Annotated in this window: 11 protein-coding genes; 6 read left to right on the top strand and 5 right to left on the bottom strand. The window is 38.5% G+C overall.

Annotated elements, in window-relative coordinates:
• Positions 1-158: 158 nt before the first annotated feature.
• Positions 159-794: a glutathione S-transferase family protein gene (locus tag SANK73390_RS03615; RefSeq protein WP_462763652.1), complete on the top strand. Its 636-nt coding sequence runs from the start codon at positions 159-161 to the stop codon at positions 792-794.
• Between the two features lie 43 nt (positions 795-837).
• On the opposite strand, the gene SANK73390_RS03620 is transcribed toward SANK73390_RS03615, so the two are convergent.
• The 5 genes from SANK73390_RS03620 to SANK73390_RS03640 form a co-directional block, all read right to left on the bottom strand.
• Entirely contained in the window at positions 838-1,290 is a 453-nt protein-coding gene (locus SANK73390_RS03620; RefSeq protein WP_462763655.1) for a DMT family transporter, read from the bottom strand.
• Positions 1,290-1,940 carry a nitroreductase family protein gene (locus tag SANK73390_RS03625; RefSeq protein WP_462763657.1) on the bottom strand — a complete coding sequence of 217 codons (651 nt, stop codon included), beginning with the start codon at positions 1,938-1,940 and terminating at the stop codon, positions 1,290-1,292. Before SANK73390_RS03625 ends, SANK73390_RS03620 begins: the two co-directional genes overlap by 1 nt.
• 65 nt (positions 1,941-2,005) lie before the next feature.
• Positions 2,006-2,608: a Crp/Fnr family transcriptional regulator gene (locus tag SANK73390_RS03630; RefSeq protein ID WP_462763660.1), complete on the bottom strand. Its 603-nt coding sequence runs from the start codon at positions 2,606-2,608 to the stop codon at positions 2,006-2,008.
• 222 nt (positions 2,609-2,830) lie between these two features.
• A complete protein-coding gene (locus SANK73390_RS03635; protein WP_462763663.1) occupies positions 2,831-4,438 on the bottom strand; it encodes a methyl-accepting chemotaxis protein in 1,608 nt (535 codons plus the stop codon).
• A 96-nt stretch (positions 4,439-4,534) separates the two neighbouring features.
• Positions 4,535-4,978: a BLUF domain-containing protein gene (locus SANK73390_RS03640; RefSeq protein ID WP_462763666.1), complete on the bottom strand. Its 444-nt coding sequence runs from the start codon at positions 4,976-4,978 to the stop codon at positions 4,535-4,537.
• A gap of 562 nt (positions 4,979-5,540) precedes the next feature.
• Between SANK73390_RS03640 and SANK73390_RS03645 the strand changes: the two genes are divergently transcribed.
• The 5 genes from SANK73390_RS03645 (at position 5,541) to SANK73390_RS03665 (ending at position 13,033) form a co-directional block, all read left to right on the top strand.
• Entirely contained in the window at positions 5,541-7,190 is a 1,650-nt protein-coding gene (locus tag SANK73390_RS03645) for a trypsin-like serine protease (RefSeq protein WP_462763668.1), read from the top strand.
• Positions 7,191-7,277: 87 nt separating this feature from the next.
• The gene (locus tag SANK73390_RS03650) at positions 7,278-8,483 is read left to right on the top strand and encodes a hypothetical protein (RefSeq protein ID WP_261594956.1); all 1,206 of its coding nucleotides are present in this window, start codon (positions 7,278-7,280) and stop codon (positions 8,481-8,483) included.
• A 419-nt stretch (positions 8,484-8,902) separates the two neighbouring features.
• A complete protein-coding gene (locus SANK73390_RS03655; RefSeq protein WP_462763670.1) occupies positions 8,903-9,676 on the top strand; it encodes a putative porin in 774 nt (257 codons plus the stop codon).
• Positions 9,677-9,950: 274 nt separating this feature from the next.
• On the top strand, positions 9,951-12,551 hold the full coding sequence (locus SANK73390_RS03660) for an ExeM/NucH family extracellular endonuclease (protein WP_462763673.1): 2,601 nt from the start codon (positions 9,951-9,953) through the stop codon (positions 12,549-12,551).
• 245 nt (positions 12,552-12,796) lie between these two features.
• On the top strand, positions 12,797-13,033 hold the full coding sequence (locus SANK73390_RS03665; RefSeq protein ID WP_462763676.1) for a YciI family protein: 237 nt from the start codon (positions 12,797-12,799) through the stop codon (positions 13,031-13,033).
• The last annotated feature ends 215 nt before the right edge of the window (positions 13,034-13,248 follow it).

A 13,248-nucleotide genomic window follows, 5' to 3' on the forward strand; every position in this document is an offset into this window, starting at 1 on the left:
GAGTTTGGTTTTAAATGGGTACGTAATTTTATAAAATACTGACATAATGTGATAAATAGATTTGTTAAAAGGCAAACGCTCACCTACAGTTCAATAGAACTTACCAAAAAAGGAGCTTAGGTTTCTCACGAAACATGACTAAATCACAAAGGTAGTTTATGTATACACTCTTTTATTATCCTCGAAATGCCAGCCTTGCCCCGCATTTTGTTCTTAAAGCACTTAATGTTCCTTATCAACTAGAACTTGTTGATCGTAAAAAACTGGTGCAAAAGTCAACGCAATATTTAAAGATGAACCCTACTGGGCGGATCCCAACGTTAGTTGATGACGATTTCACATTATTTGAAAGTGCAGCAATTTGTTTGTACCTGTGCGAAAAGCATCCTAATGGTCATTTGATACCTACCGAACCCAAAGCAAAAGCTGAATTTTATCAATGGCTCATGTACTTAACGACGACGTTGCAAAATGAGTTGATGGTTTATTATTACCCAGAAAGGCATACACAAAGCGCAATTATGTATGACGATATTGTGAATACTCAGCAGTCGCGTATTAGTGAATGTTTGGGCTTACTCAATCGGTATATTGGTGAGAAAGTTTATATGGTTAATGAGCAGTTTACTGTCTGCGATTGTTACATGTTTATGCTATGCATTTGGGCTGATGAATTAAAAAGCCCACCTCTGAGCTTTAAAAACTTAAATAGATACCTTAAAGGGCTTGCTAAGCACCCTGCCATAAAAGCGGTATGTGACAATGAGCAAACCGATTTATGTGCATATAAATAAGTTTTAACAACTGACATTGTGAGTGGTGCCACATACATTAATGCTATGAGGCACTGAAGTCTTTATTCACTAGAATTAATCCAATTATCATTGCACTGATCCCGAGTAATTTTTGAGGAGAAATACTGGTTTGTTGCACATTAAACCAACCAAAATGGGCAATCAGCATAGCCATTAATAATTGCCCACTTAGCACCATTGACATTAAATTTCCAACGCCCATTTTGGGAATTAAAAAGTAGCACAGGCCAACACCAACTGCACTGAATATGCCACCAACTCCCCATAGATACCAAGGTATGTGACTAATCATTTTATAGCTAGGTGTACCGGCACTTGAAGCACCTAGTATTACAAGAGAGAAAAGTGTACTAAATGTAAATGCACAAACTGTCGCCAAAATTGGATTTTTAAGTAGCGTGCCAAGTTGTGCGTTCATACTTGCTTGTAAGGCTATTGCAGCGCCAGCGAAAAATGCTAACAAGGTAAACAACATTATAGTTCCATACCCAGAACTAACTCATTAAGGGGCCTCCTTATTTTATACCTCAATGCGCTATAATCAAAAGGGTGGCGGTAGCCAATTGGACAAGCAACCACAGTTTTAAGCTGCAAGCCATCTAAATCTAATATTCGATCATATTCTTGGTGTTCTATACCACCAATAGGGCATGTATCTATTTGCAACGATGCTGCAGAGATTAGTAAAGTAGAAAGTGCAATATAGGCTTGCTCAGATGCCCATTTATATTGTTTATCGGTGGTTAGGCTTGATAAAGCATCAAGCATGCTACTTTTCATAGAAATCAATTTATCATCACTCAAATCATTGTATAGAGAGAACCTTTGGGTATGTTTGTCAATCATAGTTTTTATGCAGCTCATATCTGCAGCGAAAACTAGAAGGTGGCTGTTATCGGCAACTTTATTTTGCCCGTAGCTGTAATCTACTAACTGACTTTTTAATGCGTGGTCTTTGATTACAATTATCTTGTAGGGCTGTAATCCGTAAGATGAGGCGCTTAAACGTGTATTTTTTATAATCTCAGTTAGTGTTTCATCACTTACCTGTCTGTCTGTAAAACGCCGGACAGCATATCGCCAATAAAGTGCATTCTGTAATGTGTGGATTGATTCTGATTGCATGGTAAACCTTGTTTGTTGTGACTTTACGATGCAGGATAAAGGAGATAATTTCGGGACTCATTTACCTATGTAAATAAGTCCATACTTTTAAGTGTTTTTCGTATTCTGCTTAGCTGGGTTGGACTGATACCTAAGTGTGAAGCCAAATGATATTGTGGGATTTGGGTTGCAAGAGCACTATTTTGTTTTAAAAATAATCGGTAGCGCTGTGTTGCATCTTGTTGAATTAGGCAGATCTCACGCTGGTCTTTTTCGAGCAGCCAATTTTGTTCAAGGTATTTTATTTGAAATTGCATTAGTTCACTATTAGCAAATAATAATTGCCGAAAAGGTTTAAAACCTATAATGATAACCTCACAGTCTTGTAAGCATTGAACCCCCTGCTCTTGTGCTTTTTGTTGATGAAGCGCGCTCATAACACCTGGGAATTCACCGGAGCAAAAAAAACGTTTGTTATACTCCTGGCCATTATCATCACATGCAAATAAGCGGGCGACCCCTCGATTAAGAAAAGCAAAGCTGTTAGGTAGTTTGCCATATGGATATAAGTATTCATCTTTTTTGAATTCTGCGTGCTGACACAGAGGTAACATTTGCTGCCATGTTGCATCAGAAATAGCTGAATACGATGTTAGTACATCACGTAATTGTTGTAACTTTTTGGACATTTAACCTCCTTGGTCGATGAGTGTTATGAATAAAAGTGCTTACTAATCATATTAACGAACATACCATTGCAGCACCATTATGTAGGTACACGATTAGCATTTGAGTTTTAACGTACCAAGAGTCGGTTTGCAGAAATCCAGTGCTGAGAAATACTTACTTATGAACTTAAACAATACTCACCAAACTGAGATTGTGTTATTCCTCTAATTACTGATTAAATATTACTTTTCACACGCAATTTGAAAAATATTAAGTGCTTTGTGTAAATCGATAATACGCTTTGCAATATTTTTGTTTTCAGTGGCACTTTGTTCAGTCATTTCTGAGGTTGTATTGGCAATATTATTGATACTATCTAAGCTTTGGCTAATTTCATTCGCTACCACTGACTGCTCCTCTGCTGCTGTTGCTATCTGAGTATTCAGGTCTGATATTTCACCAACCGATTGCGCTGCTTGCTCAAACAACCTAACGTTTTCGTTACTTTTATCTAGGCAAATTTGGGTACTTTCACTGCCTTTTTGCATTGATGCCACCGCATTATTCGCTTCATGTTGCAAACGCACTACTAACTTTTGGATATCAACCGTTGAAACTTGAGTACGCTGCGCCAACTGACGTACTTCATCTGCTACAACAGCAAAGCCTCGTCCGCTTTCTCCAGCTCTTGCAGCTTCTATGGCTGCATTTAAAGCTAAAAGATTGGTCTGTTCGGCAATCCCTTGAATAGATTCTAACACGGTGCCAATGCTGTTTGTTTCAGCAACTAAGCTCTCAATCACTTTTGAAGCATTAGCTACTTCTTCAGCAACTTGTTTAATTACCGTTTGTGTTTGCGCAGCACCTGAACGCCCAAGTATCACTTTTTCTTTAACGGCTTCAGTTACTACTGCTGCTTCAGCAGTATTACGTGCCACTTCTTGCGTTGTGCTACTCATTTCGTGAATCGCACTGGCGACGGAACTGATCTCTTCACGCTGATGTAATACATTTTCTAGGGTTTGCTGCATCGACAATACAACCACTTCAGAAGAACTCCCCAAATTATTAGCTTGATTATTTACCTTTCCTATCATTGAACTTAAAACCAAGAGAAAATTATTAAAAGACTTAGCAAGTACGCCGGTTTCATCATTAGCCTTGTCATTTAAGCGGATACGCAAATCCCCATCACCACTGGCTAACTCTTTAAGACGTTCGTTTAAATTATTAATAGGGCGAGTAATAGCTCGAGCAATAAGGCTGGGCATAATAGTGCCCCAAAGGATTGAAATAACAAAAACTACAATAATTACACGTATGGCTTGCTGTTCATGCTGCTCAGCAGTAATAGCAGCAGTCAATGTAAAAGCATGAATTTTGTCTAACAAAGTAACTAATCTTTGATCAATATTGTCTTCTAAAACCTCAACAGACTTTGCCTGTGATAGCATTTTATCAACATCGCCATCTAGCCCCATTTGCATTACCTCATTCAATTTTTGCGCTAACAATACATAATCTTTATCGACTAATATCAGGTCGGTTAATAGTTTTTGGTATTCTTGTTTGGCGAGTTGGGAATGTAATGATGGAATGGATTTTTCTATAAAGCTCTGTATATCAATGATTTCTTGCTTTGTTTTGTTTAATAACTTTATGACTCTATCTCGTTCAGTCGAGATCTGCGCAGCAGGAAATTTACCGTGTTCCGCCATCAAAGTATGCAATAAAAATCGCTCAAATAAGATTGCTTGTTGAAGTTGATGTTCAGTGATTTTTGTAAGAGCTTGGGTTAATGGTATATCTTCCTCTGCAATGTCTATCAGCTCTTTGCCTATTTTATTCATACTTGAAATCGATACCCAGCCCAAAATTATCATTAAAATTAAATTAGAAAACCCGAGGAGATATACTTTTTTCGATATCGTGATTTTAGAAAGCACTTATGACCCCTTAACCAAATATTGGTGTTCGCTGAGTTTAAAATAATTTAGCAAGTCAACGGCAAAGCTGCTCTCGTCGTTAAAACCTATTAATGGGTTTGGTTGCTGCATGCATTGAGAAAAACTGGGGAGTGTTTGTATTGACTGGTAGTCCACCATTTTGAAGCCCATTTGCCAATCTGGAAATGCTCTGAGCTTAATGTTTTTGCGACTGATACGATTAATTCGGCTATGACGTTCATCTGCAAGTATCTTGTTATAGAGAATATCTACTTGTTTTTCTTCTCCTTCAAGTGCTTGAATAAAAGTCCCTTTATTATCATAAAGCAATAAGCCAGTCACGCCCATACTTGCATTATTGCCTCTAGCTTGTTCTAACAGCCCAAATAACTCAGGCTCAGAAAAGTGCCACTTAGCTCGACTAACATAAACCAATTCAATCAATATACGCCTCCAACTTGCCCAGATCATGAAATGAACCAATGTCCTTTGGCGCTGGGCTACACCAATTATTAAATTGTTTCTACCCACCTCAGTTAAGTCTAATACAAAAGCAAAAGTAATCCCAAGATTGGCAAAAATAAAATTCAACAGCACTAATACAGCACGACTGTTCAGTACTTTTTCTTAGCCGAGATTACAGTGTAAAAATAGTGTTTTAAGTACATATTCGCATTTATGCTAAAAACAATATTATTCAATAGACACATCAGTAAATAAGAGGGAAAGCTTTTGAGTAAGATTTAATTAGAAGTAACGAATCTCTGGCTGAAAAAGCAAAAATTTCATTTAAATAACATAAAAAGCCAATATTTTTACATTCATTTACATTTGAGTTGTAAACTATTCAATACGTATAAGTTCCTAATTTAGGTGAATTTATTGCTTCAAAGTTTGCCCTGCAATCTGGTCTGACCATGGTTAAAATTTAATCCAGCTATTGATCTAATGTGTATCTCAGATTATTCCTAGATTACTCATTTACGGGTAACAACAAGGATACAACATGAACAACATAAAAATTACCACGATCACATTAGCGGTTTTAGGAACGCTTTCTTCGCCATTGTTAATGGCAAAGCCATCTTCAGCTCCAGACATGAATATAAATATTGTTGGCGGTTCAGAAACGCAACCAAATTCGCGGTCTTACCAAGTTGCTCTGCTTATGAATGGTCGTCAAGGTTGTGGCGGTACGCTGATAAGTCAAGACTGGGTTTTAACCGCTGCACATTGCGTAGATAGTGCCTCAACAAGTAGCTTAACGGTGCGTGTTGGTGCTCATTCAATTAGTCGCAATGATGGCCAAACACTGCGCGTATCTCAGATTATTAGTCATGAGCAGTGGCGCGGAGCGAACAGTATTCGTTCAGGTTACGACATTGCTGTATTGCGCTTAGCATCTCCTGCAAATAGCCAACATACACCGGCAAAACTTCCTACTGCTGATATAGAACAACAACATGCTAGCATTGGTAATTATGTTACGGTTTCTGGCTGGGGACTAACTTCAAACAGAGGAAGGGCAAGTGATGTACTTCGTGAAGTTGATTTACCGGTGATCAGTAACTCAAGTTGTAGTAGTCAATTAAACTTCAACATTCCAAGCTCAGTAATTTGCGGTGGTGGTCAAGGTGGTCGTTCTGCATGTAATGGTGATAGCGGGGGCCCTTATGCAGTGCGCGTAGGAGCTGATTATTATAGTATTGGTACGGTTAGCTGGGGTATTGCTTGTCAAGGAGCATCTGCTTTCACTCGCACCACAAGTTACCTCGATTGGATTAAAGCAAAAACAGGCATTGGTAATACTGACCCCATTGATAGTGCACCTATTGCTGATTTTGATTATAGTGCTAATCAATTATCAGTAAGCTTTACTGACCGCTCTCGTGACGATAAAGGTGTTCAAAGTCACAGCTGGCGCTTTGGTGATAGCCAAGGTGGCACTTCATCACAAGCAAACCCAACCTATCAGTTTAGTGCTGCCGGCACTTATAATGTGCAACTTACAGTTACTGATACTAAGGGGCAAACTAACACCACTTCTAAGCAAGTTAATGTAACAGATGGTACAGACCCTGGTAATTGTTCTGGTGTTGAAACATGGAACGCAAATAAAGCCTATGCACTAAACGATGTGGTCAGTTTTAATGGTTATGAGTACAAAGCAATTTGGTGGTCTCAAGGTGCTCAACCAGATATCTATCCAAATGTATGGCAAAAAGGTGCTCGTTGTGGTGATGCGTCAACACCGGTAGCTGATTTTACTGCTGCAATAAATGGGTTAACAGTATCTTTTGATAATAGCAGTACTGGTAACATTACCGCTGTTCAATGGAATTTTGGTGATGGCAATTTAAGTAATGCATTTTCGCCTAGCCATACTTATGCCCAAGCAGGCAATTATCAAGTAATGCTATCAATTACCGACAGCAACAACCAAACAACGTCAGTGACTAAATCAGTAACGGTGACAGACACAGGCTCGGGTGATTGTAACGGTATTGGAGTATGGTCAGCACAAACGGTGTATCAAAAAGGTGACGTGGCTCAAATAGCAGGTGTTGTATATCGTGCAAATTGGTGGGTACAAGGTGAAAACCCAACAAACTCAGGTCCTTGGGGTCCTTGGGCTCGTGTTGGTACATGTCAGTAATTAAAATTTTTAATTTCTCAACCGGACTTTAAAAACAACTAAGTCCCATGTAATCTACCTTTTATATACAAATAACGGTTTGATATCATGGGACTTAATCAACAAACAGCGAGTGAACTAACTAGATTAGGCGAACGACTTAAAAAAAACCTTAATGCAATTTTTGCTGAACTTCCTGCAAGTGCAAACACAATCAATGGCCTAACGCAGTTTTTAAATTTCCATAGATCGAACAGTCAGCGTGTATTTAATGCAAAAAAATCGGCCACTGGTGAGCAGGTATTACTGCAACTTCCAGGAATTAAAGCCTTAGAAGAATTTTCACAAAAGCTCAAACCACATATCAGCGAATCCAATCTTCAACAGTTTATCCAGTCATGTCATCTATTTGCTGAAAGTATTAGCACTTATGCCAGCAGCCATGCTGATTTAAAACGGCAGTTGCAAAAGCTACATGAGCCAAATACGGATGAAATCCCCCACCAACAAGACAAACGAGCGCAGTTATATTATGCAGCAAAGTCATTGTTAGGGTTTAGCATAGATCATGTATTTTGTACCTATATACTCACACGTCAAAACCCGCAAGCCGATTATTTACAAGAAGTTGCATTGATCAGCAAAACAGGAATAAAACGCCAACGAGGGGCCCCACCATTCGTACAGTTTTATACTCATCCCCACCCGAGTGATTTTATTCGCCCTAAATTACTCTCAAAGTCGAGTCAAATTAGCGCTAATGAATTTACCATTGGTATTGCAAAAGAGTATTCAACACCGGGGCTTGAGCAAGCTTATAGCAGCTACTCCCCCAGTAACTCAGGAATTGTGTTTGACGAACTACCAGACGCGCCACGTTTTGATGCCACTTTTATTTTTAATAATCCTGATGAGCTGGTAAATCCGCTCACAAATAAAAGCCAATGTAGTTCAACCAGCATTTCAATTAAGAACCCAACTAAGCGACTCACATTACTTGTGTTACTTGATAAAGCGATTGATAGAAGTAGCAACGTTAATGTGGGTTGCTACCATGGTAACCAAAAAGTTGAAGAAGGTAAGCTCAATGTCAGTGATATGTGGACTGAACGTTTGCCAGATTTTCCTGAACTGAGAGTGATAAGCTTACAGGCTCCCCAAAATTTACTGAACAAGAACAGTAAAATGCACTCTAAAGTTAAATACCTCTTGGAGTATGCTAACCTCGATGCAGAACAGTTTGTTTGCTATCTAATGGATGTTGACTTTCCTATTTGGTCTGCAACTTATAGAATTTACTTTGAACATAGCTAGGGGCTGTTGACCTATGCTGTGTGTTTTTACAGCAGTTATTCGGGTATTTTCTCAAGGCAGAACCTGCACCCATTATTCTATGTAAGCCAGCTGATAACGTAGAAAAAACACCCAATGGCGGCTTCCCAAACGGTTCAGCCAAAGGCTTCCACTACTTTGTCATTCGTGACTGACATAAACTATTATGCTGCATTACTCTTTTCGCGTAGGGAAAGCTTTTGATTTGAACAAAATTTACATTTCAAAGATCAACAGCTTCTAATAAAATATAGCTTTGCCTTTTGATTATTAAGCTTATATTTATAAATTTTACATTTTTAGGCTTGCGATAGAAGTGAAGTTTATATATTTTACGCCTCAACGAGATGCACATTGCATAGCTCGTTGATTTTTTAACGCTTAACTCAGTAAGGAATACTATGCGTTACTTATTACCTATCACAGCCTTTTTAATTCCAATCAGTATATTAACCACGAGTGCCCAAGCGAACGACAAGCAATGGTTCAATAGCGCCAGTTATGCGCATACGGAAAAAACCAGCTTTAATTCGTTGCGAGTTAATAGTGCGTACTATTTTGCTCCACAACACAATACAGGGGTATGGGATGACTTTGGGTATTTAGATACAGATTCTAAGGTGTCTGTGAGCTATACAGATAATGACAATAACAATTTCTTTAGCGCTTCAGGTGAAGCGTTTTATAATAACTTTTTTGTTAGTGCCGCGGTTAGCGACCTAAGCGAAGAAGATAACCACAGTATTGGTTTTGGTTATTTGTACAATGACGCGCTAAAATTATCAATACAGAGTCGGCGTTCAGATAATCACTCAGATAAAATTTGGTATCAAGCGCAATATAATCACCAGATTAATGACTCCGACTACTTAGGTGTGACCGTAGGCATTCAAAACCCTGATGACTGGATGGTCTCTAGCCGTTACTTCAAAAAACTTGCCGGTGGAGCATATTTTTCTATTGATGCTTCACATTATAATTATGTTTATAGCAGCTCAGTGACTACCGTAATGGCAAATTACTATTTGAATGAAAATTTGGCTTTTGGCTTAGGGTTATTAGATTCTAGAGTACAGCTTGAGGCAAAGTACTTTTTATCTGACAAGTACTTTTATCGTATCGGTTATATAGATGAAGGCAATATGGCATCCATCTCATTTAATGCCTACTTTTAATTTTTAGGTGCGCTGACGTGCTCACCGCATTCCCATAAGCCAATATAACTTACCAAAATGTAAATTTTATTGGTTTTTTATTTACCAAATCATCACTAAACTTAAGCCCCTCTAACCAACAAACCCGTACAAATGTAATTAAAAATTTTACATCTATTTACCTAATGCTTGTGTATTGAGAAACTTTCTAAACACAAATGCAATAAATATAGGGTAGAATATTCAATTCTAGTGAACTCGCTAGATTAGTACTAAACACGGGAACTATAATAAAATGTTAAAAAAAACACTATTAGCAACGCTTATCTCAGCGGCTTGCATTCCAGCTCATGCACAATTAATTATTTCTGAATATGTTGAAGGCAGTAGCTACAACAAAGCAGTTGAACTTTATAACACGGGCAATGAATCCATTGATTTAGCAGGCTATGCTATTTCTTTTTACTTTAATGGCAAAAGCGATGCGGGTCGTACAATTACATTAGATGGCACCTTAGCAAGTAAAACAACTTATGTTGTTGCTCATTCAAGTGCAAATGAAACACTAACCAATAAAGCACAATTATTATCTGGTGGAAGTTGGTTCAATGGCGATGATGCCGTTGCATTGCTAAAAGCTGACAATATTGTCGACAGCTTAGGTCAGATTGGTGTTGACCCAGGTGCTAGTTGGTCAGACGATGAAGCTAATACTAAAGATAAAAGCTTAGTTCGCAAACCAGAATTTTTAATTGGGGATACCAATGGCAGCGATGAGTTTTTACCATCAACTCAATGGCTAGCTAATGCAAAAGATGACTTTTCAAATATAGGTGTACACTCAAACGAACTGCCACCAGAACCTGAAGACTTAGTCTGCGATTTAAACAATGTCTTGATAAACCAAGTTCAAGGCACAACTAATGAAAGCCCCCTTAAAGGCCAAACTGTAGAGCTACAAGGGGTTGTGACCGCTGCTTTACAGGGTGATGAACAATTGAAAGGTTTTTTCTTGCAAGAAGAATTAGCTGACCAAGATAATGAGGTACTCTCTTCAGAAGGCATATTTGTTTACTACACTGGCACAGTGGTGAATAACGGTGACATAGTAAAAGTACTTGGTAAAGTAGAAGAAAAATACGGTCAAACTCAATTGAGTTCAGTAACCACACTTAAAGTGTGTGGTACCAATGCATCAGTACCAACAACAACTATTACATTACCCTATGATAGTGGCCTTGAAGCAGTTGAAGGTATGCTGGTGGAAATTAGCAATGAGTTAGTTGTTAATGATACATATGGTTTAAAAAGATATGGTGAAGTGCGCTTGGCGACTGAACGCTTGTTTCAAGCGACTCAAATTGCATTACCTGGTGATACTGCTAACGCAGTAGAAGTACAAAATAAGTCGAAAGAGATATTGTTAGATGATGGTTCATCAGCGCAAAACCCTGATGTGATCCCCTATCCAAACCCTGAACTAGATGCCTATAATACTTTACGTTTAGGTGATAAAGTAACGAATGTGCAAGGTGTCTTAGGTTACGGCTTTGGTCAATATCGAATCCAACCAACGTCACAACCTAACTTCATTTCAGCCAACCCGCGTACCGATGCACCTGAAGTTACCACGAGAGGTGACTTACGTATAGCAAGCTTTAACGTGCTAAATTACTTCAACGGTGATGGCCAAGGTGCAGGCTTCCCTACACCTCGTGGTGCAGATAACGCAGAAGAATTTGAGCGTCAAAAAGCTAAAACGGTTTCAGCAATGTTGAAACTTGATGCTGATTTATTTGGTATCTTAGAAATGGAAAACGACGGTTTTGGTGAGCTAAGTGCATTGGCTGATTTAACCGCAGCGCTTAATGCACAGGACTCAGAAAACACCTATGCTTATGTTGATCTGGGCACGGATAAAGTAGGTGGCGATGCTATCATGTCTGCGATTATTTATCGTAGCAATAAAGTAAAAGAAGTCGGCACTGCCGCATTTACAGAAGCAGTACCATTTGATTATGGCAATCGTCCGCCGGTCATACAAACCTTTACTGATTTACAAAATGAAGAAACCTTTAATTTGGTGGTTGCACACTTGCGCTCAAAAGGTAGCTGCTCTAAAGCACAAGGTTTAGACCAAGATCAAAGTGATGGTCAAGGATGTTGGAACCAAACTCGCGTAAACGCGGTAGAAGTATTATCTAACTGGCTAACAACCTCACCCACGGGCCAAGACGACCCAGATACAATCATTCTTGGTGATATGAATGCCTATGGTCAAGAAGACCCAATTCGCACTTATGTGGCACAAGGTTATCAAGATATTAAAAAGCAGCTTCATCAAACTAATACAGATTACTCGTATGTTTATCAAGGCCGTATAGGCAGTTTAGACCATGCTTTTGCCAGTGAAACTATGATGGAGAAAGTGGTCGATATAGTCGATTGGCATATCAACGCAGATGAACCTGTAGCGCTTGATTACAATACTGAATATAAATCTGATAAACACAAAACCAGTTTGTATGCAGAGCATGCTTATCGAGCTTCAGATCATGACCCTATAATCATCGAGTTGAAAACTAAAACAAAGCAGGAAGTTATTGAAGGTGAATTTACTAATTTATCTGGATGGTTTTGGTGGCAACGTTTTTCTATTGAACTACCTGAAGGGTATAAAAACCTTGAAGTAAGCATTAGTGGCGATGGCGAAGCAGACCTGTATGTTCGTCACAATAAGAAAACACACTACTTCAAATATGATTGTCGTCCTTACCTTTGGGGAAGTGAAGAGCAATGTTCATTAGATAACCCTGAAGCGGGTGTATGGCACTTTGGTTTAAGAGGTATTTTCCCTTACGCGAATGTAACGTTAAAATACAAAGCAACGAAGTAGCCTCTACAAGTGACTGATAACCGTCAGCATGTGCTGACGGTTTGTCGACTGCTTAAAGGTTAGAATAAGGTACGAGCTGGCTTTTGCGGTTGAATAAAATCAACTATGCCTTGTGGAAATGATTTAATGTTGATTAAAAGTGTTTTTCTTTATTTAAAGATAAGTAATTCTAGTTTTTGCAGTAATTGTGGATAATCTATGTTTATCATATCGTTAAGTTATCAAGTTCCATTAGATGAAGTCGATTGCTATATTCAAGCCCTTTTGAATACCTCAATGAACAGTATTCAAAAGGGCTTTTCATTTTGTCAGGACGCAAGGTGCCAAGAACGGGGGGCGTGATCTTATCAACAGTTAGCACCCGAAATGAATTAGATCAAATTATTTCACTTGACCCTTTCCATAAAGCAGGGGTAGCCACTTATGAAATCACTCAGATATTACCAAGCAATACCTCTAAAGAGTTAGAGTTTCTATTGTAAAATATCAAGCTTTGAGTAGTATCGGTTACGATATTTGCTCTGATACTATTTTGATGTAATGTTAACGAGTCGACTAAGGCAATCACTCACCATTATTGACGTTTCGCCTATAAACCAGTGACCATTTTTGCAATGATACATAATAAAAGTATAAAGTCTGTTATACCAATTGTATTAAATCATTGACTAGATATTGCACCAAATAAATGGCCAGT

This window comes from Pseudoalteromonas sp. SANK 73390 (assembly GCF_054966645.1).